This window comes from Pseudomonas sp. FW300-N2A2 (assembly GCF_017351735.1).
In the GTDB taxonomy this organism is placed as follows: Bacteria; Pseudomonadota; Gammaproteobacteria; order Pseudomonadales; family Pseudomonadaceae; genus Aquipseudomonas; species Aquipseudomonas migulae.
In genome coordinates, this window is record NZ_JACNDU010000003.1 from 155,513 (window position 1) to 178,588 (window position 23,076).

Below are 23,076 nucleotides of genomic sequence, written 5' to 3' on the forward strand. Positions count from 1 at the left end.
CTTGCATGCGGACGTTCACTACCATGCTGATTGATCAGAAAATACCTCTAGGCCAGTACATCGCGGGCTTCGTTGAATGGTTGACGCAACACGGCGCCAACACCTTCGACGCAATCGCCGTGTCACTGGAAACGATGATCCACGGCGTGACTTTTGCGCTGACCTGGTTCAACCCGCTGGCATTGATCGGCCTCATCGCGCTACTGGCACACTTTATTCAACGAAAATGGGGGCTGACTGCTTTCGTCATCGCTTCCTTCCTGCTGATCCTCAATCTGGGGTACTGGCAGGAAACCATGGAAACCCTAGCCCAGGTGTTGTTCGCCACCCTGGTCTGCGTGGTCATCGGCGTGCCGCTGGGCATCGTCGCCGCGCACAAACCGATGTTCTACACCCTGATGCGTCCGGTGCTCGATCTGATGCAGACCGTACCGACCTTCGTTTACCTCATTCCTACCCTGACCCTCTTCGGTCTGGGTGTGGTCCCGGGTCTGATCTCCACGGTGGTGTTCGCGATTGCCGCGCCTATCCGCCTGACCTACCTGGGTATTCGCGATGTCCCGGAAGAATTGATGGACGCAGGCAAAGCCTTTGGCTGCTCGCGACGTCAGCTGCTCTCACGGATTGAATTGCCCCACGCCATGCCAAGCATCGCGGCCGGTATCACCCAGTGCATCATGCTGTCGTTGTCGATGGTGGTGATTGCGGCACTGGTGGGCGCCGACGGCCTGGGCAAACCCGTGGTCAACGCACTGAACACTGCTGATATCGCCCTGGGCTTCGAAGCAGGCCTGGCGATCGTATTGCTGGCGATCATGCTCGACCGTATCTGCAAACAACCCGACGCTAAAGTAGGGGGTGACGCATGAGCATTATTCGCTTCGAAGACGTCGACGTGATCTTCACCAAAGATCCGCGCGAAGCCTTGAAACTTCTCGACCAGGGCATGACCCGTAACGAGATCCTGAAAAAGACCGGGCAGATCGTCGGCGTCGAAAAGGCCAGCCTGGATATCGAGAAAGGCGAAATCTGCGTGCTGATGGGCCTGTCCGGCTCCGGCAAGTCCAGCCTGCTGCGTTGCATCAACGGCCTCAACACCGTGAGCCGTGGCAAGCTGTTCGTCGAGCATGAAGGCAAGCAGATCGACATCGCTTCCTGCACCCCGGCGGAACTGAAAATGATGCGCACCAAGCGCATTGCGATGGTGTTCCAGAAGTTCGCCCTGATGCCATGGCTGACGGTGCGCGAGAACATCAGTTTCGGTCTGGAAATGCAGGGTCGGCCGGAGAAGGAACGCAAACGACTGGTCGATGAAAAACTTGAGCTGGTGGGCCTGACCCAATGGCGCAACAAGAAACCCAACGAGCTTTCCGGCGGTATGCAACAACGTGTGGGCCTGGCCCGAGCGCTGGCGATGGACGCCGACATTCTGCTGATGGACGAACCGTTTTCGGCCCTCGACCCATTGATCCGCCAAGGCCTGCAGGACGAACTGCTGGAGCTGCAAAGCAAGCTGAACAAAACCATCGTCTTCGTGAGCCACGACCTCGATGAAGCACTGAAGCTGGGCAGCCGTATCGCGATCATGAAAGACGGTCGGATCGTCCAGTACAGCAAGCCGGAAGAAATCGTTCTCAACCCGGCGGACGACTATGTGCGGACCTTTGTCGCCCACACCAATCCGCTGAACGTTTTGTGCGGTCGCAGCCTGATGCGCACCCTGGACAACTGCAAGCGCATCAACGGTTCGGTCTGCCTGGATCCGGGCGGCGATTCGTGGCTGGACCTGGCGGAAGGCAACACCATCAAAGGCGCACGCCAGAACGGTGCGAGCCTGGACCTGCAGAACTGGATCCCGGGGCAAGCCGTTGAAGGCCTGGGCCGTCGCCCAACGCTGGTGGACTCCAACATCGGCATGCGCGATGCGCTGCAGATTCGTTATCACACCGGCAACAAACTGGTGCTGCACGACAACAACAAAGTGGTCGGGATTCTCGGCGACAGCGAGCTGTATCACGCACTGCTCGGCAAGAACCTGGGGTAAGGCAACACACACAAAAACGCCGCGACAGGATCGCGGCGTTTTTGTTTGTGGATATCGGGTGATGCAGTGTTGAAGTTGAAGCCCCCATCGCCAGCAGGCTGGCTCCCACATTGAAATGCATTCTCTTGTGGGAGCCAGCCTGCTGGCGATAAAGGCGACGCGGTGCTTCAGACTGAAACACCGCGTCACTTACAACTTATTAGCTATAAACCCGGCCAAGGAGCTGCCGATGGCTTTCAAACTGATCGAGCACGTCACGAGTGATCTGATCCTGAGTGAAGCCCATCAGGTCGTAGTCCTGGCTGCCATTGTGCAGGTACACCTCGGCGCGGTAGTAACGGGCGCGAGGTTCATCGGCACTTTCAGCCGACACCGTGTCGCTCGCCGCTGCCAGATAGCCGTCCAGGCTCACTTCGTAGACAAAAGGGTTACCCTCTTCCATCTCGATGCGCACGCCCATGCAACGCTTGGACTTGCCCAACAACGTTTGCACGTCCAGGCCTTTACCACGCAATTGCACCACGGCCTCTTCCAGCGCCGGGCTGACTTGCTTGTCCATGAAACGCTGAACGATCGACTGGTTCGGTTGCAGGTCCAACTGAGTCAGACGCTCGCTGAAACCACGACGACCGCGCGCCGCCAGTTCCGCTTGCTCCTGTTCGATCTGCACGTCCTGGCGCATGGCCTTGTGCAAGCCGAACATGAAGAACACCAGCACCACCGAGAACGGCAGACCGGCCAGCACCACCATGGTTTGCATGGCTTCGAAGTTACCGGCGAACAGCAGGCCGATGGTCACCAGGGTGATCACAACGGACCAGAAGATTCGCAGCCAGTGCGGCGCATCTTCGTCGACGTTGCCGCCCTTGCACGAAAGGTTGGCCATCATCACCGCGCCGGAATCCGCCGGGGTCAGGAACAGCACAAAACCGACGAAAATCGACACGCCGATCACCACTTTCGACGCCGGGTAATGCTCAAGCAACTGGTAGATCGCCATGGACGGCTGTTGCAGCGCCGTCTTCCCGAGCTCCACCGCCCCGTGGTTCATCACAAGGTCCAGAGCCGAGTTACCGAAGATCGACAGCCACGCCAGGGTGAAACCCAACGGAATCAGCAGCACGCCGGCCACCAGTTCACGCACGGTACGACCACGGGAAATACGCGCGATGAACATGCCTACGAATGGGGCCCAGGAAATCCACCAGGCCCAGTAGAACAGAGTCCACAGGCCCAACCAGCGGTCGGACTTCTCACTGTCGCCTTCGTACACATAGAGGTCGAAGGTCTTCAGCACCACGCCGTTCAGGTAGTCACCGACGTTTTGCACGAAACCGTTAAGCAGGTGCAAGGTCGGGCCGAACAGCAGCACGAAAATCAGCAGGCCGCTGAACAGCACGATATTCAGGTTGGACAGACGACGGATGCCGTTTTCCACACCCGACACGGCAGCGATGGTCGCCACGGTGCTCATCACGATGATCACGATCAGCAGGTTGGTATTGCTGTGTTCCATGCCGAACAGGTTTTCAAGGCCCGACGACACTTGCAGCGAACCAATCCCCAGGTTCGTCACCAGACCCAACAGGGTCACGAACATGCCGAAGCCGTCCACCGCGTGACCGGCCGCGCCCTTGACCCAACGCTCACCGACCAGCGGATACAGCGCCGAACGCAACGCCAGCGGCTGGTTATGACGGTAGGCAAAGTACGCCACGGCCAGGCCGACCAAGGCGTAGATCGCCCAGCCGTGCAGGCCCCAGTGCAGGAAGGTCAGCTGTACCGCCTGACGCGCGGCCAGGTTGCTGGCCGAAACGCCTTCCGGCGGGTTGAAGTAGTGGTCCAGCGGCTCGGACGCACCGAAGTACAACAGCGAGATGCCGATACCCGAGGAGAACAGCATCCCCGCCCAGGCGCCGTAGCTAAAGTCCGGGGTATCGTCCTTGCTGCCCAGTTTGAGCTTGCCGTAGGACGAAAACGCCAGGCCGACCACAAATACCAGGTAAGCGGCGATCACCACCATGTAGTACCAGCCAAAGCTGCGGGACAGCCAGGCCTGGGCGATACCGAGCAATCTGCCAGCCTCTTGCGGGGCGATGATCAGAATGGCGGTCAACAGCAGAATCAGCGCGGTAGAGGTGTAGAACACCCAACCGTTGACCGTCACCTTCTCGGGCGGGGTCTTTATTAGAGAGGCAGAACTCATGGCACAGATGCTCCAGGCAGTGCGAGAGAAGAACACAAGGCAGCGCGTTACCCGACCAATCGGTTAGTTGGCAGCCGACCGGCGGGTGATATAAAGACAACCCGAAAAAAGCCCGAAACCCTTAAGCACCAGTGCGTAGGGGTTTCGAGCCGTTTTGGATGTCGGGTTATCGCCATTTACACGTAGGAGAAACCTGTAAGCAGCGACGATTTGTCGCAGATCTTATTCTTTGTTGATTGAACGTTCAATCAAAACAAAATAGACTGGCCCTCAATCCGATAGACGTTTTGCGTCTGCCGGAAGGCCTAAGGAGATGTGCAAGATGCCCAAGGTCGGTATGCAACCCATCCGCCGCCAGCAATTGATCGAAGCCACCTTGCTGGCCGTCGATCAGGTCGGAATGGGGGACGCCAGCATTGCGCTGATCGCCCGTTTGGCCGGTGTCTCGAACGGCATCATCAGTCACTATTTTCAGGACAAGAACGGCCTGATCGCTGCCACGGCGCAGTACCTGATGAGTGTCCTCAGCGAGAACGTCACCGCGCGCCGTCAGGCGCTGACAGATGCCAGCCCGCGGGCGCATCTGCAGGTGATCATCGAAGGCAACTTCGACGCCAGCCAGGTCAATGGCCCGGCAATGAAAACCTGGCTGGCCTTCTGGGCCACCAGCATGCACCACCCGTCTTTGCACAGGTTGCAGCGGATCAACGATCACCGTCTGTATTCCAACCTGTGCTGCCAGTTCCGCCGCGTATTGCCGCTCGATGACGCGCGCAGTGCAGCCCGGGGCCTGGCGGCGTTGATTGACGGTTTGTGGTTGCGCGGCGCGCTGTCGGGAGATGCTTTCGACACGGAACAGGCGCACCGGATCGCTTACGAATACATGGATTTCCAACTGGCCAAGCAGGTGAGTTAGAGCACACATAAAACGCTCAACCCCTGAACCGCCACTGACCAGCGTGCCAGCGCTACACGGCACGCCCAGTGGTCAACGCCAACCACTTATGCACTTGCGAGGACACTATGGCCCGTTTCGAACTGCAAAAACTCTACATCGATGGCGGTTACTCCGACGCCAGCAGCGACGCCACTTTCGAAGCCATCAACCCGGCTAACGGTGAAGTCCTCGCAAAAGTACAGCGTGCGACCAAGGAAGACGTTGAGCGCGCTGTAGTCAGCGCCGAAAAGGGCCAGAAAATCTGGGCTGCAATGACTGCCATGGAGCGTTCGCGCATCCTGCGTCGCGCCGTTGACATCCTGCGCGAGCGCAACGATGAACTGGCCGCCCTGGAAACCCTGGACACCGGCAAGTCGTTCTCCGAAACCAAGTATGTCGACATCGTTACCGGCGCCGACGTGCTGGAATACTACGCAGGCCTGGTCCCAGCCATCGAAGGCGAGCAGATCCCGCTGCGCACCACTTCTTTCGTTTACACCCGTCGCGAGCCGCTGGGCGTCGTGGCCGGTATCGGCGCGTGGAACTACCCGATCCAGATCGCCCTGTGGAAATCCGCTCCTGCCCTGGCGGCCGGTAACGCGATGATCTTCAAGCCAAGCGAAGTCACTTCCCTGACCACGCTGAAACTGGCCGAGATCTACACCGAGGCAGGCCTGCCAGCCGGCGTGTTCAACGTATTGACCGGCAGCGGCCGTGAAGTCGGCACCTGGTTGACCGAGCACCCGCGCATCGAAAAAATCTCCTTCACCGGCGGCACCGACACCGGCAAGAAGGTCATGGCCAGCGCTTCCGCTTCGTCGTTGAAAGACGTGACCATGGAACTGGGCGGCAAATCCCCGCTGATCATTTTCGACGACGCCGACCTCGATCGTGCCGCCGACACCGCGATGATGGCCAACTTCTACAGCTCCGGCCAGGTCTGCACCAACGGCACTCGCGTGTTCGTACCGAGCCACCTGAAAGCCGCGTTCGAAGCCAAGATCGCTGAGCGCGTTGCGCGCATCCGCGTTGGCAATCCGGAAGACGAAAACACCAACTTCGGCCCGCTGGTCAGCTTCGCCCACATGGAAAGCGTGCTGGGCTACATCGCCAAAGGCAAAGAAGAAGGCGCTCGCGTGCTGTGCGGCGGCGGCCGTCTGACCGACGGCGAATTCGCTAAAGGCGCGTTCGTCGCACCGACCGTGTTCACCGATTGCACCGACGAGATGACCATCGTTCGCGAAGAAATCTTCGGCCCGGTGATGGCGATCCTGACCTACGAAACCGAAGAAGAAGTGATCCGTCGTGCCAACGACACCGACTTCGGCCTGGCCGCGGGCGTCGTCACCAAGGACCTGAACCGCGCTCACCGCGTGATTCATCAACTGGAAGCCGGTATCTGCTGGATCAACGCCTGGGGCGAGTCCGACGCGAAGATGCCGGTCGGCGGCTACAAGCAATCCGGTGTGGGTCGTGAGAACGGCATCAGCTCGCTGAACAACTTCACACGCATCAAATCGGTACAGGTTGAGCTGGGCGATTACGCCTCGGTGTTCTAAGGCGATATCCGCTTCGCCTGCGAGGCCGTCATCGCCAGCAGGCTGGCTCCCACAGGAGTACGCATTCCAATGTGGGAGCCAGCCTGCTGGCGATCGAGTGCGAAGTACTCGCCCGACCTGACCATATTTAAAGAGGGTGCATTCAATGTCCCAAGAATTCGATTACATCATCATCGGTGCCGGCTCGGCCGGTAACACCCTGGCGACCCGTCTGACTGAAGACGAAGGCGTCACCGTCCTGCTGCTCGAAGCAGGCGGCCCGGATTACCGGATGGATTTCCGCACGCAAATGCCAGCGGCCTTGGCGTTCCCGCTGCAAGGTCGTCGCTACAACTGGGCGTACGAAACCGATCCAGAGCCACACATGGACGGTCGCCGGATGGAATGCGGTCGCGGCAAGGGCCTGGGCGGTTCTTCGCTGATCAACGGCATGTGCTACATCCGCGGCAACGCGATGGACTACGACGGCTGGGCCAAACTGCCTGGTCTGGAAGACTGGGACTACCTGAACTGCCTGCCGTATTTCCGCAAGGCCGAAACCCGCGACATCGGCCCGAACGACTACCACGGTGGCGAAGGCCCGGTCAGCGTGACCACGCCGAAAGCCGGCAACAACCCGCTGTTCCACGCCATGGTTGAAGCCGGCGTGCAAGCCGGTTATCCGCGCACCGAAGACCTGAACGGTTACCAGCAAGAAGGCTTCGGCCCGATGGACCGCACCGTGACGCCTAAAGGCCGTCGCTCCAGCACCGCTCGCGGCTACCTGGACACTGCTAAAAAGCGTTCGACCCTGACCATCGTCACTCACGCCCTGACCGACAAGATCCTGTTCGAAGGCAAGCGTGCCGTCGGCGTGCGTTACCTGATCGGCGCCGCTGAAGAGCGCGTTGAAGTCCGCGCCCGCAAAGAAGTGCTGCTGTGCTCCGGCGCCATCGCTTCGCCACAGATTCTGCAACGTTCCGGCGTTGGCCCGGCCGAACTGCTGAACAAGCTCGACATCCCGGTGGTGCACGACCTGCCAGGCGTCGGCGAAAACCTGCAGGATCACCTCGAGCTGTACCTGCAATACGCCTGCACCCAGCCGGTTTCGCTGTACCCGTCGCTGCTCCTGCACAACCAACCGGCCATCGGTGCCGAGTGGCTGTTCAACGGCACCGGCATCGGCGCCAGCAACCAGTTCGAAGCCGGCGGTTTCATCCGCACCCGTCCGGAATTCGAATGGCCGAACATCCAGTACCACTTCCTGCCGGTCGCGATTAACTACAACGGCAGCAACGGTGTGAAAGAGCACGGTTTCCAGGCGCACATGGGTTCCATGCGTTCGCCGAGCCGTGGTCGCATCCAGGCCAAGTCCAAGGATCCGCGCGAGTACCCGAGCATCCTGTTCAACTACATGGCCACCGAGCAGGACTGGCAGGAATTCCGCGACGGCATCCGCCTGACCCGTGAAATCATGCAACAGCCTGCACTGGACGCTTTCCGTGGCCGCGAAATCAGCCCGGGCATTGAAGTGCAAACCGATGAGCAGCTCGACAAGTTCATCCGCGAACACGCCGAAACCGCGTTTCACCCGTCCTGCTCGTGCAAGATGGGCACCGACGAGATGGCTGTGGTCGATGGCGAAGGCCGTGTGCACGGCATGCAAGGTCTGCGCGTGGTCGATGCCTCGATCATGCCGATCATCACCACCGGCAACCTGAACGCACCGACGATCATGATCGCCGAGAAAATCGCCGACAAGATCCGTGGTCGCAAGCCATTGCCGCGCAGCACTGCCAGCTACTACGTGGCCGGTGACGCTCCGGTGAAAGGCAAGCCTCTGCGTGATGTGAGCGCGACAGCACGCTGATAGCCGCTCTGCAAAACCGCAAACCGCCACCTCTTCGGAGGCTGGCGGTTTTTTATTGCCTTGAATAAGCCACTCACCCCGTCCAGCCCGCAACAAAACTCGCAACACTTATAGGGGGCTTCAAACTTAATAGTTGCATTAAGATCAGCACCAAACAAAAACCTGATTATCAAGGATGATAATGAATACCCACTATGCAAACCCAACTGTATCAGCCAGCTTATTCCGACAAGCAATAGCAAAAGAAACAACAACCACTCTGAACTTCAACTATCTCAGCGGCATGATCGAAGCGTGGTGGATGAAAAATCACGACCAGAGTATTCATGAGCTGAAAATCCAGCTGATCAATATCTTTGCAACCTACCTCCACCCGGAAGATGCCTACTATTTCGATAAATTAGGGCAAGCAAACGACGGCGTGGCCGCCGTGTGCATCAAGAATATCTTCCACCTCGATTCACCCAGGCTGGCCCTGACGGTGCATGAAGCGCTCGCCGATTTGTTCCATCTGGTTGACATCAAATACGACTATGAAGAACACAAAGCCTTATATCTTAAACCGGCGGCAGAAAAATATCGGGAATGGGGAAATGGCTATGGAGATATCACACCGCACTCCGACGACTTGTATGAAAACCTCAGCGTGGACTTCCTGGCATTAACAGTTTGCCGAGACACTACTCATACGCCGACGGCTTATTATTTTCCCGCAAACTTGCTCTGCGACCTTGATAACGAAGACATTGAAACACTGCTTGGCATGCAAGCCAGGTTTATTTCAGGCAAAAACGTCAAGGGTTCGAAAGAGCGAATTCGCAATGTCGTTGAATACGACGACCACTACGGCTACCGGTTTTCTCTGGACTTCCGGATCGACCCGCACAACGGTGAGCGGATGCGAGCCGTCAACGGCGGCCAACATGTCCTCGACAAGATAAGAGCCCAGTTGCCCACCGCCAGGCACAGTGTCTCGACAGCCGAGACCGGAACCTTCCTGATCGTGGCCAACCATAAGATCCTGCACGCACGCCCCATGCTGAACATGAGTGAAGATGCAGTGCGCACCCAGGCCGCCACTTCAACACTGGCCACCACACCTCGCCTGCTGTTTCGCAGCAAAGGCCCCAGGAAACAGTATTACGCGCTGAATGCATCCGACTGTCCGCGGGAAACTTGCTGATGGTTGCTGGAAAACCGCCTTGTCATTCGTCAGCCAAGGTCTTCCAGGAAGGCGCACGGGATGCGATCAGCTTCGGTGTCGCCTTCCTGTTTCTGTATTTGTCGATCGGGATGGTAGGCGCCGCACAGTCGTTAACCCTGGGGCAGACCCTGGCAACAACCTTGTTGATTTTTTCTACGCCGCTCCAGTTTTTGCTTCTGCAAAACTACAACGATGGCTGGCTGTTGATTCCGGTCATTCTGGCGCTCAACGTGCGATTTCTGCTGCTCTCGGCCGCGCTGGCGCCGTACCTGAAGCACGTCTCGACAAGCAACATACTGCCCTCGCTGATCCTGATAACGCCGTCGATATTCACGGCCTGCATGACCCGCTTCAAACAACGAACCGATCACCCCTTCACTTACATGCTCGGCGTGGGCTTGCCGATATTTGCCGTGTCGATTGTGTGTACCTGCATCGGCTTCATCGCCGGTGCCGGGCTGGCGTCGCCGGTGACTACGGCCGTGATGACGATGCTGTTGCCGCTTCAGTTCACGGCACTGGCCGGCAAACACTGGCCGCATTACGCCGAAGTGTCCAGCTACTGGCTGGGCTTCATCGGCGCGCCAGTGCTGGTGCTGTTCTTCAAGGATTACAGCTTGCTCATCACACCGTTTTTGATCGGTGGCGTGACCGTGTTGATTGAAAACGCCTGGACCGAACAAGGAGTGCGCAGCCAATGACAGTTTGGTTTTTGATCGGCTTTGCCGCCGTCAGCGCACTGGCGTTTCGCGCCCTGCCCTTTGCCTTTAAAAACACGACGGCGCTGACGCGCACCCACGGTTCGTTTTATCGGTTTATCAACTACAGCGCACAAGCCATGCTGGGGGTAATCATTTATGACACGGCCTTCAACAAACAGGATGCGCCGAGCCTGATGCAACAGTTTGAAAGCCTGGATGCGCTGAAGCTGATCCTGCTGCTGGGGACCTTCATTGTGGTCGCCAAAACCAGAAAAATACTTCCCGCTTTCCTGGCCAGCCTGATGATTTATCTGACGGCGGTCGTCTATCTCTATGGCGGGCAGTAAGCCCCGCCCCCTCTCACCACCGTAACCAATGCCATCGCGAGCAGATCACGACACGGTCTGCCCGCGAGCCTCGGCCTTCACGCTGATTAAATATTTCCTACGCAGCTCTGCGCTTGATCCTACCCCCACGCAGGCCTAATCTAGCGCCACGCAAACGTTTCACCCCCCCTTCGCAACACCGCTGCATCGCCACTCCAGACCAAGGAGGTTCCCGAATGTTCGATTTCCACCCCCAGCTCAAGCAGCGCTTTGCTGCCTTGCGCACGGGCGCTGAATTCTTTTCTCTGCGATACGTGCGCGAGTCCGGCCAGTACCTGTCGGTGCGCAAGAACGTTGCCGAACCTCCGAGCCTGAGCCGTGACGAAGGCGCAATGCTGACCGTTCGTGTCAACGGCGTTGAAGCCTACGCCGCGACCAACGACCTGTCGCCGCAAGGCCTGCAATCGGCGCTGGACCGAGCCGAGCAACAAGCTCGCCTGCTCAAGCCTCACGCGTTGCTCGACCTGCGTGAGCAAGCCGTTTCCAGCGACCGCGCCGACTATTTTTCGCCGAACCTCGAGCAGCCCTTCCCGTCCCTGAGCGATTGCTACCAACTGCTCGGCGCCGAATCCGCGGCGGTGCCCAAGGACGAGCGACTGGTGAACTGGCAGGTCAGCATCGGCATCACCCATGTCGAGCAGATCTACCTCAACAGCGCCGGCGCCGAACTGCGCCAGGCCCAGCGCTTCGTCTATCCGGGCCTCGATGTCACGGCCTACGACGGCAACGACAGCCAGACCCGCAGCCTCGGCCGCGAGAACTTCGGTCAGCAGGGCAGCGCTGATGTCATCAGCCGTTGCGGCCTGATCGGCGCAGGGCCAAAAGTTGCCGATCAAGCATTGCAATTGCTGCTCGCGCCGAACACGCCACAAGGCCCGCGCGACCTGCTGCTGATGCCTGATCAGATGATGCTGCAGATCCACGAATCCATCGGTCACCCGCTGGAACTCGATCGCATCCTCGGTGACGAGCGCAATTACGCCGGCACCAGTTTCGTCAAGGCCGAAGACTTCGGCCATTTGCAGTACGGTTCGAAACTGCTGAACGTCACCTTCGACCCGGACATTCCCGAGCAGCTCGCCAGCTACGGTCATGACGACGACGGCACTGCCGCGAGCAAGCAATTCCTGATCAAGCAGGGCTTGCTCCTGCGTCCATTGGGCGGTGCACTTTCGCAGTTCCGCGCCGGCATGGACGGTGTTGCCAACAGCCGCGCCTGCGGCTGGAACCGCCCACCGATCGACCGCATGGCCAACCTCAATATCGAGCCCGGCGATCAGCCGCTGGAACAACTGATCGGCAACATCGAGCACGGTATTTTGATGAGCACCAACCGTTCCTGGTCCATCGACGATGCGCGTAACAAGTTCCAGTTTGGCTGCGAATGGGGCCAGTTGATCGAAAACGGCGAACTCAAAGGCGTGGTGAAAAACCCGAACTACCGGGCAATTTCCGCGCAGTTCTGGAAAAGCCTCAGCGCCGTTGGCGACGCCAGCACCTTCAAGGTTCTGGGCACGCCGAACTGCGGCAAGGGCGAACCGAATCAGGTGATCCGTGTCGGCCATGCATCACCGGCCTGCGTGTTCAGCAACGTGGATGTATTTGGGGGAGACGCCTGATGAGCACTTCAAAAAGTCAGGCTGATTCGTTCAAGGCCTTGGTCAACGGGTTGCGCGAGGCGATTCGCGAACCGGAGCAATTCACCCTCAGCTACGCCGCCGAATCGTCGGCCTTCGTGCGTTTCAATCATGCCAAGGTGCGGCAGGCCGGGCAGGTGCAACAGGCGAGCGTCGGTCTCAAGCTGATCAACGGCGGACGCCACGCTGACCTCGACATCACGCTGTCGGGCGATGCGCACGTTGACGCCCAGCGTCTGGCCGAAGGCCTGCAACAGTTGCGCGACACCCTGCCGCTGCTGCCGCAGGATCCGTACTTGCTGCTCAACTACACCGGCTGGCAAAGCAAGAATGTGCAGGAGCATCCGCTGCCGGACACCGAGCAGGTGGTCGCCGAAATCACCCGGGCCGCCGAAGGGCTGGATCTGGTGGGTTTCTACGCCGCCGGCCCGATCAGTCGCGGTTTCGCCAGTTCTTCAGGCGCGTTCGGCTGGCATCAGGCCAACAGCTTCAACTTCGACTTCAGCCTGTTTCATGCAAACGGCCAGGCAGTGAAAGCCAGCTACGCGGGCCATGACTGGAACAGCGAAGGGTTTGCCCGGCGCTTCCAGCAGGCGCGTGAGCAGCTTGAGTTTCTCGGTCGACCATTGCGTACGTTGGCACCGGGTCAGTATCGCGCTTACCTGGCGCCGGCCGCGCTGGAAGAAATCATGGGCATGTTGTCCTGGGGTGGCTTTTCGGCGCAGTCGATTGCCAGCAAGAGCAGTCCGTTGCAGAAACTCTACGCGGGCGATCATTCGTTCAGTCCGCTGGTGTCCCTTGACGAGCAAGTCAGCGGTTCGTTGAGCCCGGCATTTTCTGGCGAAGGCTATCCACGCAGTGACCTGAAGCTGATCGTCGAAGGCAAGGCCCGCGCGCAATTGGTCGGCTCACGCAGCGCCGCCGAATACGGCCTGACGGCCAACGGCGCCAGCGGCGGTGAATCGCCGACCGCGCTGAACATGGCGCCAGGCGCGCTTGCCGATGCCGAGATCCTCAAGCAACTGGGCACGGGCTTGTATATCAGCAACCTCTGGTACCTGAATTACTCGGACCAACCGATGGCACGCATGACCGGCATGACGCGGTTTGCGACGTTCTGGGTCGAGAATGGCGAGATCCAGGCACCGGTCAGCACCATGCGTTTTGATGACAGTGCATACAGTTTGCTGGGTTCGCAGCTGGAAGCGTTGACCGAAGAGCGCGAGTTGTTGCTGTCGGCGAGCACTTACAGCCAGCGGGCCACGGCATCGGCGCTGTTGCCGGGCGCGCTGATCAGCCGCCTGACGTTGACCCTGTAACCCCGCAAAACCTGTAACGACGCAAAACCTGTAGGAGCTGGCTTGCCAGCGATGGCGATCTGTCAGACAACACTTATGTTGAATGCGCCGGCCTCATCGCTGGCAAGCCAGCTCCTACAGGGATTGGGGAAACACCGAAATTCCTGCGACTCAAAACCTGAGGTCCCATGCCCAACCGCCCGCCTCTCGACGCTGTCACCGCCCGCTGGTTGCCGTGGGTCGTCGCTATTGCCTTCTTCATGCAGTCCCTCGACGGGACCATCCTCAACACCGCCCTGCCGGCCATGGCCCGCGATCTCGCGGAAGACCCGCTGCGCATGCAGGGCGTGATCATCGCCTACATGCTCACCGTCGCGTTGCTGATCCCCGCCTCCGGCTGGATCGCCGACCGCTTCGGCACCAAGAAAATCTTCTTCGGTGCGATCCTGCTGTTCAGCTTCGGCTCGTTGCTCTGCGCCTTGTCGAGCAGCCTGAGCATGCTGATCGGCGCCCGGGTGATTCAGGGCCTGGGCGGTGCGCTGATGCTGCCGGTCGGTCGGCTGGTCGTACTGCGGGCCTATCCGCGCTCGGAACTAGTGCGGATCATGGGTTTCATCACCATTCCCGGCCTGCTCGGCCCGTTGATCGGCCCGACCATGGGCGGCTGGATGGTGGAATACCTGACGTGGCACTGGATCTTCCTGATCAACCTGCCGGTCGGCGTCGTCGGTTGCTACGCCGTATGGAAATTCATCCCCGACCTGCGCGGCACTGAACGCACACGGTTCGACAGCCTCGGCTTTTTGCTGTTTGGCGCAGCGATGGTGCTGATCACCATCGCCATGGAAGGCCTCGGCGAACTGCACCTGCCGCACCTGCGCGTGATGTTGCTGCTGTTCGGCGGCATGGCGTGCCTGGCGGCGTACTGGTTGCGGGCCGGGCACATCGACAATCCGCTGTTCGCGCCGTCGCTGTTCAAGACCCGCACGTTCGCCGTCGGCATCCTCGGCAACCTGTTCGCCCGTCTCGGCAGCGGCGCACTGCCCTTCCTCGTGCCGTTGCTGCTGCAAGTGGCGCTGGGCTACTCGCCGTCGCAGGCGGGGATGAGCATGCTGCCGCTGGCAGCGGCGGCGATGGTCGCCAAGTCGGTGGCGCGGCCGCTGATCGAGCGCCTGGGTTATCGCATTGTGCTGACCGGCAACACCCTGGCGCTGGGGCTGATGCTGGCAAGCATGGGCCTGGTCAGCGAGCAGACGCCGTACTGGCTGCTGCTGGGCATGCTGGCGATTCTCGGCGCGATCAACTCGTTGCAGTTCACCGCGATGAACACCGTGACCCTGATCGACCTCGACGACGCCAGCGCCAGCAGCGGCAACAGCCTGCTGTCGGTGGTCGCGCAATTGTCCCTCAGCCTGGGCGTTGCATGCGCCGGTGCGCTGCTCGGCGGGTTCACGGCAGAGATCGGAAACGACGGCGTGGACACGGTGCTGGGCGCGTTCCAACTCACGTTTGTGACCGTCGGAATCATGGCGATGCTGGCCGCGACGATCTTCTCGCAGCTCTCAAAGGAAGACGGACGGCGCGTCAAGCGTCCGGAAGAGCACATAGAGCCTTAGGGCGAATGGCCACTGGGCTGGTACACTGCGCGACATTTTGTTTTGCAGGCCAGTCCCGTGACCACCATCGCCACCGCTTTTAATACTTTGCCGCTGTCCGCCGCCATGCTGGCTAACCTCGACTCCCTCGGTTATGCCCAGATGACGCCGATCCAGGCGCAAAGCTTGCCGGTGATCCTCAAGGGGATGGACCTGATCGCCCAGGCCAAGACCGGCAGCGGCAAGACCGCGGCCTTCGGCATCGGCCTGCTGAACCCGATCAATCCGCGCTTCTTCGGCTGCCAGGCGCTGGTCATTTGCCCGACGCGTGAACTGGCTGACCAGGTCGCCAAGGAAATCCGTCGCCTGGCCCGCGCCGAAGACAACATCAAGGTCCTGACCTTGTGCGGCGGCGTGTCGTTCGGTCCGCAGATCGGTTCGCTGGAGCACGGCGCGCACATCATCGTCGGCACTCCGGGCCGCATCCAGCAGCACCTGCGCAAAGGTTCGCTGGTGCTTCATGGCCTGAACACGCTGATCCTCGATGAAGCCGACCGCATGCTCGACATGGGTTTCTACGATTCCATCGAAGAAATCATCGCCCAATGCCCGGAGCGTCGTCAGACCCTGCTGTTCTCCGCCACGTACCCGGTGGGCATCAAGCAGTTGGCGTCGAAGTTCATGCGCAACCCGCAGCAAGTGAAGGCCGAGGCGTTCCACGACGACACGCAGATCGAGCAGCGCTTCTACGAGATCTCTCCGGAAGAGCGCATGGACGCCGTGGTCAAGGTCCTCGCGCATCACCGCCCGGCCTCTTGCGTGGCCTTCTGCTTCACCAAGCAGCAGGTTCAGGAAACCGTCGATCACTTGACCGCCAAAGGCATCTCCGCTGTCGGCCTGCACGGCGATCTGGAACAACGTGATCGTGACCAGGTGCTGACGATGTTTGCCAACCGCAGTACTTCGGTACTGGTTGCCACCGACGTCGCCGCCCGCGGCCTGGACATCGATGCGCTGGACATGGTGATCAACGTCGAACTGGCCCGTGATTCGGAAATCCACATTCACCGCGTTGGCCGTACTGGCCGCGCCGGTGAAAAAGGCATCGCGATCAGCCTGGTCGCCCCGTCCGAAGCGCACCGCGCCCAGGCCATCGAGCAACTGCAGAAGTCGCCGTTGAGCTGGGATCAGCTGGACAACCTCAAGTCCCAGGGCGGTGGTCCGTTGCTGCCGCAAATGAGCACGCTGGTCATCGGCGCTGGCCGTAAAGACAAAGTGCGTCCGGGCGATATTCTGGGTGCGTTGACTGGCGATGCCGGGATTCCGGGCGCGCAGGTTGGCAAGATCGCGATTTTCGACTTCCAGGCGTTCGTGGCCGTGGAACGCGCAGTTGCCAAGCAGGCAGTGCAACGCCTGAACGACGGCAAGATCAAAGGCCGTTCGCTGCGCGTGCGTATCTTGTAAGAACAACGCACATCCCCCTGTGGGAGCGAGCCTGCTCGCGATAGCGGAGTATCAGATGACATTTAGTTGTCTGACACCCCGCTATCGCGAGCAGGCTCGCTCCCACAGTTAGTTTTGTGGTGAGACAACTGGAGGACACCGTTTTGCGCTCTACCGAAGTCGTGATCATTGGCGCTGGCGCCGCAGGGTTGATGTGTGCGCTGACCGCCGCCGGGCGCGGACGCGAGGTGATGTTGCTCGACCATGCGAACAAGGCCGGCAAGAAAATCCTGATGTCGGGCGGTGGCCGCTGTAATTTCACCAACATGTACACCGAACCGGGCAATTTTCTCTCGCAGAACGAACACTTCTGCAAATCCGCACTGGCGCGCTACACGCAGTGGGATTTCATCGGCATGGTCGCCAAGCACGGCGTGCCGTACCACGAGAAGAAACTCGGCCAGTTGTTCTGCGATAACAAATCCAGCGACATCCTCGAAATGCTGCTCAACGAGTGCGATCAGGTTGGCGCCAGCCTGCACCTGGACACATCGATCCAGACCATCGAGAAGCTGGAAAGCGGCTATCTGCTGGACACCACACTGGGCCAGATCACCTGTGAATCCTTGGTGATCGCCACGGGCGGCCTGTCGATCCCGACCCTCGGCGCCACCGGCTTCGGTTACCAGGTCGCGAAGCAGTTTGGCCACGAACTGCTGCCGACCCGCGCCGGCCTGGTGCCCTTCACCATCACTGATCAGCTCAAAGAGCTTTGCACCGAACTGTCCGGTACGTCGGTGGATTGCCTGGTGAGCTGCAACGATCAGAGCTTTCGCGAGAACATCCTGTTTACCCATCGCGGCCTTAGCGGTCCGGCGATTTTGCAGATTTCCTCGTTCTGGGAATCCGGCGACCCGGTAGAGATCAACCTGATGCCGGATCACGATGTGCCGAGCTGGCTGCAACAGCAGCAGGCCGAACGTCCGAACAGCGAGCTGAAAACCCTGCTCGGCGAAATCTTCACCAAGAAGATGGCCAACCTGCTGGCGGACAACTGGTTCGTCTCCAAACCGATGAAGCAATACACCCACGCGGAAATTGCCGACATCGCCGAGAAGCTGGCGAGCTGGAAAGTGGTGCCGGCCGGGACCGAAGGCTACCGCACGGCCGAAGTGACCTTGGGCGGCGTCGACACCAACGAAGTCTCGTCCAAGACCATGGAATCGCTGAAAAGCCCTGGGCTGTATTTCATCGGCGAAGTGCTCGACGTGACCGGGCATCTGGGCGGTTTCAACTTCCAGTGGGCGTGGGCCTCCGGGTACGCCGCAGCGCAATTCGTCTGACACAACCAATAACCTGTGGGAGCGAGCCTGCTCGCGATGAGGCCGGTATATTCGACATTGATGTCGACTGTCAGGCCGTTATCGCGAGCAGGCTCGCTCCCACATTGGTTATGGGTGGTTCGATAAAGGAACAGATTTTGCTGTCAGATGTGATCGGCGCCATTGCGTCGGCGTCATTACTGGCTCAATTTAGCGTCATTGCCTCGGAAGGCCCTCGCACTTCATGCCATCGACCCCTTTTCGTCAGTCCCTGCGTCGCCTCTGGGCGCTGGATAAATTCAGTTACAGCGTGCGGGTGTTCATCGCCCTGACCGGCAGCATGGCGCTGTGTTGGTATCAGGATGAAATGGGGCTGCTGATCCCGTTGTTCCTGGGGATCATCGCCAGCGCCCTGGCCGAAACCGACGACAGCTGGCAGGGCCGCCTCAATTCGCTGGCCGTAACGCTGGTCTGCTTCATCGTCGCGGCCCTGTCCGTCGAACTGCTCTTCCCCTACCCCGTCCTATTCATCATCGCTTTCGCATTGGCCGCTTTCTGCCTGACCATGCTCGGTGCGCTCGGCGAACGTTATGGCGCGATTGCCTCGGCGACGTTGATTCTGTCGGTCTACACCATGATCGGCGTGGACCAGCGCGGCGGCGCAGTGACCGATTTCTGGCACGAACCGGTGCTGCTGGTGGCCGGCGCGGCCTGGTACGGTTTGCTTTCGGTGTTGTGGCAGGCGATGTTTTCCAACCAGCCGGTGCAGCAGAGCCTGGCGCGGTTGTTCCGCGAACTGGGCTTTTACCTGAAGCTGAAATCGTCGCTGTTCGAGCCGATCCGGCAGATGGACGTGGAAGCGCGCCGACTGGAACTGGCCCAGCAGAACGGTCGGGTCGTGGCAGCCCTGAACGCTGCCAAGGAAATCATTCTGCACCGGGTCGGCAACGGTCGACCGGGCTCGAAAGTCAGCCGTTACCTGAAGCTCTACTTCCTCGCTCAGGACATCCACGAGCGCGCCAGCTCCTCGCACTATCCGTACAACGCGCTGGCCGACGCCTTTTTCCACAGCGACGTGCTGTTCCGCTGTCAGCGCCTGCTGCGCCAACAGGGCAAGGCTTGCCGAGCGCTGGCGGAATCGATCCAGATGCGCCAGCCATTCATCTATGACGCCAGCTTTGCCGAAGCCCTCAGCGACTTGCATGCATCCCTCGAACACCTGCGTGTCCAGAGCAACCCGGCCTGGCGCGGACTGCTGCGCTCCTTGCGCGCACTGGCCGCCAACCTCGGCACCCTCGACCGTTTGCTCAGCGATGCGAGCAACCCCGACGCCCTCGCCGACGCCACCGACAGCAGCCTGCTCGACCGTTCGCCACGCAGCCTCAAGGATGTGTGGATTCGCTTGCGCACGCAGCTGACGCCGACCTCGCTGCTGTTCCGCCATGCCCTGCGTTTGCCCCTGGCGTTGAGCATCGGCTACGGCATGGTGCATTTGATTCACCCGTCGCAGGGTTACTGGATCATCCTCACCACGCTGTTCGTCTGCCAACCGAACTACGGCGCGACCCGCCGCAAGCTCGGTCAGCGGATCATCGGCACCGCCATCGGCCTGACCGTGGCGTGGGCGCTGTTCGATCTGTTCCCGAACCCGCTGATCCAGTCGTGCTTCGCCATCGCCGCCGGCGTGGTGTTCTTTATCAACCGCACCACCCGTTACACCCTGGCCACGGCCGCGATCACGCTGATGGTGCTGTTCTGCTTCAACCAGGTCGGCGACGGTTACGGCCTGTTCCTGCCGCGCCTGTTCGATACCTTGCTCGGCAGCCTGATCGCCGGCCTGGCGGTGTTCCTGTTCCTGCCGGACTGGCAGGGCCGACGCTTGAACAAAGTGCTGGCCAACACCCTCACCTGCAACAGCATTTACCTGCGCCAGATCATGCAGCAATACGCCGCCGGCAAGAGCGACGACCTGGCTTATCGCCTGGCCCGGCGCAACGCGCACAACGCCGACGCGGCGCTCTCGACCACGCTCGCCAACATGCTGATGGAGCCGGGGCATTTTCGTAAGGAAGCGGATGTCGGGTTCCGTTTCCTGGTGTTGTCGCACACCTTGCTCAGCTATTTGTCAGGACTGGGGGCGCACCGTGAAACCCAACTGCCGACGGACGTGCGCGAGCAATTGATCGAAGGGGCCGGCGTGAAACTGGCGGCGAGCATCGATGAAATCGCTCAAGGGTTGGCGAGCAAACTGCCGATTGCGATTCAGAGTGATGAGGAAGAGGCTCTGGCCAATGAGCTGGAGCAGATGCCGGATGAAATCGATGAAGGGCAGCGGCTGGTGCAGACGCAGTTGGCGTTGATCTGCCGGCAGTTGGGGCCGTTACGGACGTTGGCGGCGCATTTGATCAAGGACACCGGCGAGGATTGAGATGTGTGGTGAGTGGGCCGGCCTCTTCGCGGGCAAGCCTCGCTCCTACAAGTATCGCCGCGATACCTGTAGGAGCTAGGCTTGCCAGCGAAGAGGCCATCAGCAACACCGCAAAAACTACATCCCGTGCTGCTTCATCAACTGCTCATAACTGCCATCCGCTTTCATCTCCGCAATCTCACGGTCGAAACTGGCCACGATCTCTTCATGGTGCGGATTTTTCAGGCTGACCAGAATGTGCAGGCTGTTCTCGCTCAACGGCTTGGGCAGGAACTCCACGGCATTGCGCACCTTGGCGGACTCCCGGGCCAGGTAATAACGCGCGACGTATTCGTCTTCCAGCGTCAGCTTGACCCTATCGGCAGCGACCATGCGCACGGCCATGGCGAAGCTGTGCACCGGGACCTTCTGTAGCGAGGCGTCCTCATCGAACGCCGGTGAATAGGCGTAACCGCGTACCACTGCAATCGGGTAGGTGTGCAGTTGCTGCAGGTTGTTGTATTCGATCGGTGCGTCCTTGCGCTTGAGAAAGCGCACGCGGTTGAGCAGGTACTCGCCGGAAAACCGGCCGAGCCTGGTGCGCTCTTCGGTATACCAGGCGTTCACCAGCACATCGTAACGGCCTTCGCCCACACCCATCAGGGCACGTGCCCAGGGCACCTGTTCAAAGTCACTGGCATAGCCAGCTCGCGCCAGCGCGGTGCTGACAATGTCCGTCGCCAGGCCGCCATTGAGCAGCGTCGCATCAGTAAAGGGTGGCCAGGCATCGGCTACCAGTCGCAGCTTTTCCGCTGCCGCGCTCTGAGTCAGCAACAGCAATCCGATCAAGGCCAAAGCTCGATGCAATCGCGGCATGCTCGAAAATCCTTAGCGGGCGGCTGCCCGACGTGTTTTCAGCCAAAACTCCAAGGCCCCGTAACGGCGAAACCCAGGTACCAACATTAGCTCATCGAAGCCACTGCACAGCGCTTCAGCCCAGATTACACAAAGAAGACAACGCCGCGCGAATTGAATGATGGCATTTTGGCCTTTGTCACAGATTTCTCTGCCATAAAGACATCTTTCGCCCAGGCGATTAGTATCGGAGCGACTAGGTCAACGGAATGTGAAGATGACAATCGATTGGATCTGCAAGCACCACAGTGATCTGGGCAAAGAGCAGCTGTACGCCATTCTGCAGTTGCGCTCAGAGGTTTTCGTTGTGGAGCAGAAATGCGTCTATCAGGACGTGGACGGCCAGGATCTGGAGGGTGACACCTGCCACTTGATGGCCTGGGACGGCGATCGGCTGGTGGCGTACCTGCGCTTGCTCGACCCGGAATTACAGGGCGGCGATGTGGTGATCGGCCGGGTGCTTACCGCCCCGCAGGCGCGCGGCAAAGGGTTGGGTCATGAGCTGATCGCCCTGGCGTTGAAGCAGGCTGCGAAGCGTTGGCCTGATGTGCCGGTTTATCTGTCGGCGCAGGCGCATTTGCAGGGGTATTACGGGCGGTACGGGTTTGTCGTGGCGGGTGAGGAATACGTGGAAGATGGTATTCCGCATATCGGGATGCGTCGTTCTTGAGGGCCTCTTCGCGGGCAAGCCTCGCTCCTACACAGACTTCACTGTTTCTGTAGGAGCGAGGCTTGCCCGCGAAGGCGCCAGATCAAACACCGCAGGAGCTAGGGATATTCCAACACCGCTTTAATCTGCCGCAGATTCCGCTCGATCCATCCCCGATCAATCGCTCCCCACTCGCGAATCCGATAACGCCCCGCATGGTTGCGCGCGCCCTCTTCCTGCTTGAACTCGCAAACGATATCCAGATCCGCCAACGCCGCAATGGTGTCCTGCGCCGTGCGCCGGGGCATGCCGGTCACGTCGGTCAATGCCGGGACGCTGCTGGCCAGCCCACTGTCGATCAGGTACGCCACGTACAAACGGCGATAGAAGCTGCTCTTGGTCTTGCTCACGTCCATCCACACACTCCTTGGCTACTGCATTTCCCGCCACGTCAGGTACACCCGCAAATCGAATTCGACCTGGTGATACCCCGGCAACATGTGTTCGCACAGCTTGTAGAACGCCTTGTTGTGATCCGATTCCTTGAAGTGCGCCAGCTCATGCACCACGATCATCTTCAGGAACTCGCAAGGCGCTTCCTTGAACAGCGAGGCCACGCGAATTTCTTTCTTGGCCTTGAGTTTACCGCCCTGCACCCGCGAGATCGTGGTGTGTAGGCCGAGGGCGCGGTGGGTCAGGTCCAGACGGTTGTCGAACAACACTTTGTCGATGGCCGGGGCGTTACGCAGGTATTCCTGCTTGAGGTCCAGGGCATAGGCATACAGCGCCTTGTCACTCTGCACGTCGTGCTTTTGCGGGTAGCGTTTGTCCAGGTAATCGCCCAGCCGACCTTCGGTGATCAGCCAGCGCACCTGGTCCTGCAACTCTACGGGATAGGCCTGAAGGTATTTCAACGCGGTCATC

The 23,076-nt window shown here is 59.9% G+C and carries 19 protein-coding genes; 15 read left to right on the plus strand and 4 right to left on the minus strand.

All coding sequences use genetic code 11. The annotated features are described in order from the left end of the window. Nucleotides 1-23 precede the first annotated feature (23 nt). Nucleotides 24-869: a choline ABC transporter permease subunit gene (gene choW / locus J4E42_RS06330; RefSeq protein WP_008033268.1), complete on the plus strand. Its 846-nt coding sequence runs from the start codon at nucleotides 24-26 to the stop codon at nucleotides 867-869. Next, nucleotides 866-2,044 (plus strand): choline ABC transporter ATP-binding protein, encoded by a 1,179-nt coding sequence (gene choV, locus J4E42_RS06335; RefSeq protein ID WP_008044794.1) that lies wholly within the window; start codon nucleotides 866-868, stop codon nucleotides 2,042-2,044. The genes choW and choV overlap by 4 nt, the downstream gene beginning before the upstream one ends. A gap of 199 nt (nucleotides 2,045-2,243) precedes the next feature. Here the strand turns inward: choV and J4E42_RS06340 are convergent, their stop codons facing one another. Continuing rightward, on the minus strand, nucleotides 2,244-4,193 hold the full coding sequence (locus J4E42_RS06340; RefSeq protein ID WP_223413660.1) for a BCCT family transporter: 1,950 nt from the start codon (nucleotides 4,191-4,193) through the stop codon (nucleotides 2,244-2,246). Nucleotides 4,194-4,572: 379 nt separating this feature from the next. Between J4E42_RS06340 and betI the strand changes: the two genes are divergently transcribed. The 12 genes from betI (at nucleotide 4,573) to yccS (ending at nucleotide 20,609) form a co-directional block, all read left to right on the plus strand. Continuing rightward, nucleotides 4,573-5,166, plus strand: a complete 594-nt coding sequence (gene betI / locus J4E42_RS06345) for a transcriptional regulator BetI (protein ID WP_008033272.1) — start codon at nucleotides 4,573-4,575, stop codon at nucleotides 5,164-5,166. A 107-nt stretch (nucleotides 5,167-5,273) separates the two neighbouring features. Further along, entirely contained in the window at nucleotides 5,274-6,746 is a 1,473-nt protein-coding gene (betB, locus tag J4E42_RS06350) for a betaine-aldehyde dehydrogenase (RefSeq protein WP_008033273.1), read from the plus strand. 145 nt (nucleotides 6,747-6,891) lie between these two features. Beyond that, nucleotides 6,892-8,595, plus strand: coding sequence for a choline dehydrogenase (gene betA, locus J4E42_RS06355; RefSeq protein WP_207284849.1), 1,704 nt, complete (start codon nucleotides 6,892-6,894; stop codon nucleotides 8,593-8,595). Between the two features lie 181 nt (nucleotides 8,596-8,776). Beyond that, on the plus strand, nucleotides 8,777-9,778 hold the full coding sequence (locus tag J4E42_RS06360) for a hypothetical protein (protein WP_207284850.1): 1,002 nt from the start codon (nucleotides 8,777-8,779) through the stop codon (nucleotides 9,776-9,778). Continuing rightward, nucleotides 9,778-10,500: an AzlC family ABC transporter permease gene (locus J4E42_RS06365; protein ID WP_207284851.1), complete on the plus strand. Its 723-nt coding sequence runs from the start codon at nucleotides 9,778-9,780 to the stop codon at nucleotides 10,498-10,500. The genes J4E42_RS06360 and J4E42_RS06365 overlap by 1 nt, the downstream gene beginning before the upstream one ends. A gap of 11 nt (nucleotides 10,501-10,511) precedes the next feature. After that, the gene (locus J4E42_RS06370) at nucleotides 10,512-10,847 is read left to right on the plus strand and encodes an AzlD domain-containing protein (RefSeq protein WP_259331664.1); all 336 of its coding nucleotides are present in this window, start codon (nucleotides 10,512-10,514) and stop codon (nucleotides 10,845-10,847) included. A 215-nt stretch (nucleotides 10,848-11,062) separates the two neighbouring features. Then, on the plus strand, nucleotides 11,063-12,505 hold the full coding sequence (locus J4E42_RS06375; protein WP_207284852.1) for a TldD/PmbA family protein: 1,443 nt from the start codon (nucleotides 11,063-11,065) through the stop codon (nucleotides 12,503-12,505). Further along, nucleotides 12,505-13,842 (plus strand): TldD/PmbA family protein, encoded by a 1,338-nt coding sequence (locus J4E42_RS06380; RefSeq protein ID WP_207284853.1) that lies wholly within the window; start codon nucleotides 12,505-12,507, stop codon nucleotides 13,840-13,842. Before J4E42_RS06375 ends, J4E42_RS06380 begins: the two co-directional genes overlap by 1 nt. 167 nt (nucleotides 13,843-14,009) lie before the next feature. Further along, nucleotides 14,010-15,437, plus strand: a complete 1,428-nt coding sequence (gene mdtD, locus J4E42_RS06385) for a multidrug transporter subunit MdtD (protein WP_008033279.1) — start codon at nucleotides 14,010-14,012, stop codon at nucleotides 15,435-15,437. Nucleotides 15,438-15,542: 105 nt separating this feature from the next. After that, nucleotides 15,543-16,880, plus strand: a complete 1,338-nt coding sequence (dbpA, locus tag J4E42_RS06390; RefSeq protein WP_230427581.1) for an ATP-dependent RNA helicase DbpA — start codon at nucleotides 15,543-15,545, stop codon at nucleotides 16,878-16,880. 143 nt (nucleotides 16,881-17,023) lie between these two features. Further along, nucleotides 17,024-18,202 carry an NAD(P)/FAD-dependent oxidoreductase gene (locus J4E42_RS06395; protein ID WP_207284854.1) on the plus strand — a complete coding sequence of 393 codons (1,179 nt, stop codon included), beginning with the start codon at nucleotides 17,024-17,026 and terminating at the stop codon, nucleotides 18,200-18,202. 223 nt (nucleotides 18,203-18,425) lie between these two features. Further along, nucleotides 18,426-20,609, plus strand: a complete 2,184-nt coding sequence (gene yccS, locus J4E42_RS06400; protein WP_207284855.1) for a YccS family putative transporter — start codon at nucleotides 18,426-18,428, stop codon at nucleotides 20,607-20,609. 117 nt (nucleotides 20,610-20,726) lie between these two features. On the opposite strand, the gene J4E42_RS06405 is transcribed toward yccS, so the two are convergent. Next, a complete protein-coding gene (locus J4E42_RS06405; protein ID WP_008033284.1) occupies nucleotides 20,727-21,464 on the minus strand; it encodes an ABC transporter substrate-binding protein in 738 nt (245 codons plus the stop codon). Between the two features lie 256 nt (nucleotides 21,465-21,720). On the opposite strand from J4E42_RS06405, the gene J4E42_RS06410 reads away from it, so the two are divergent. After that, nucleotides 21,721-22,173 (plus strand): GNAT family N-acetyltransferase, encoded by a 453-nt coding sequence (locus J4E42_RS06410; RefSeq protein ID WP_008033285.1) that lies wholly within the window; start codon nucleotides 21,721-21,723, stop codon nucleotides 22,171-22,173. A 98-nt stretch (nucleotides 22,174-22,271) separates the two neighbouring features. On the opposite strand, the gene J4E42_RS06415 is transcribed toward J4E42_RS06410, so the two are convergent. Further along, nucleotides 22,272-22,568 (minus strand): helix-turn-helix domain-containing protein, encoded by a 297-nt coding sequence (locus tag J4E42_RS06415; RefSeq protein WP_207284856.1) that lies wholly within the window; start codon nucleotides 22,566-22,568, stop codon nucleotides 22,272-22,274. Between the two features lie 15 nt (nucleotides 22,569-22,583). Further along, the gene (locus J4E42_RS06420) at nucleotides 22,584-23,075 is read right to left on the minus strand and encodes a YgjP-like metallopeptidase domain-containing protein (RefSeq protein ID WP_032832888.1); all 492 of its coding nucleotides are present in this window, start codon (nucleotides 23,073-23,075) and stop codon (nucleotides 22,584-22,586) included. Nucleotide 23,076: the final 1 nt, after the last annotated feature.

Excerpts from the sequence above, each read along its gene's own strand:
- J4E42_RS06405 (WP_008033284.1), bottom strand. The coding sequence starts at position 21,464 with ATGCCGCGATTGCATCGAGCTTTGGCCTTGATCGGATTGCTGTTGCTG.
- J4E42_RS06420 (WP_032832888.1), bottom strand. The coding sequence starts at position 23,075 with ATGACCGCGTTGAAATACCTTCAGGCCTATCCCGTAGAGTTGCAGGAC.
- J4E42_RS06410 (WP_008033285.1), top strand. The coding sequence starts at position 21,721 with ATGACAATCGATTGGATCTGCAAGCACCACAGTGATCTGGGCAAAGAG.
- J4E42_RS06415 (WP_207284856.1), bottom strand. The coding sequence starts at position 22,568 with ATGGACGTGAGCAAGACCAAGAGCAGCTTCTATCGCCGTTTGTACGTG.
- J4E42_RS06375 (WP_207284852.1), top strand. The coding sequence starts at position 11,063 with ATGTTCGATTTCCACCCCCAGCTCAAGCAGCGCTTTGCTGCCTTGCGC.
- choW (WP_008033268.1), top strand. The coding sequence starts at position 24 with ATGCTGATTGATCAGAAAATACCTCTAGGCCAGTACATCGCGGGCTTC.
- betI (WP_008033272.1), top strand. The coding sequence starts at position 4,573 with ATGCCCAAGGTCGGTATGCAACCCATCCGCCGCCAGCAATTGATCGAA.
- yccS (WP_207284855.1), top strand. The coding sequence starts at position 18,426 with ATGCCATCGACCCCTTTTCGTCAGTCCCTGCGTCGCCTCTGGGCGCTG.
- J4E42_RS06380 (WP_207284853.1), top strand. The coding sequence starts at position 12,505 with ATGAGCACTTCAAAAAGTCAGGCTGATTCGTTCAAGGCCTTGGTCAAC.
- betA (WP_207284849.1), top strand. The coding sequence starts at position 6,892 with ATGTCCCAAGAATTCGATTACATCATCATCGGTGCCGGCTCGGCCGGT.
- mdtD (WP_008033279.1), top strand. The coding sequence starts at position 14,010 with ATGCCCAACCGCCCGCCTCTCGACGCTGTCACCGCCCGCTGGTTGCCG.
- J4E42_RS06365 (WP_207284851.1), top strand. The coding sequence starts at position 9,778 with ATGGTTGCTGGAAAACCGCCTTGTCATTCGTCAGCCAAGGTCTTCCAG.
- betB (WP_008033273.1), top strand. The coding sequence starts at position 5,274 with ATGGCCCGTTTCGAACTGCAAAAACTCTACATCGATGGCGGTTACTCC.
- dbpA (WP_230427581.1), top strand. The coding sequence starts at position 15,543 with ATGCTGGCTAACCTCGACTCCCTCGGTTATGCCCAGATGACGCCGATC.
- choV (WP_008044794.1), top strand. The coding sequence starts at position 866 with ATGAGCATTATTCGCTTCGAAGACGTCGACGTGATCTTCACCAAAGAT.
- J4E42_RS06360 (WP_207284850.1), top strand. The coding sequence starts at position 8,777 with ATGAATACCCACTATGCAAACCCAACTGTATCAGCCAGCTTATTCCGA.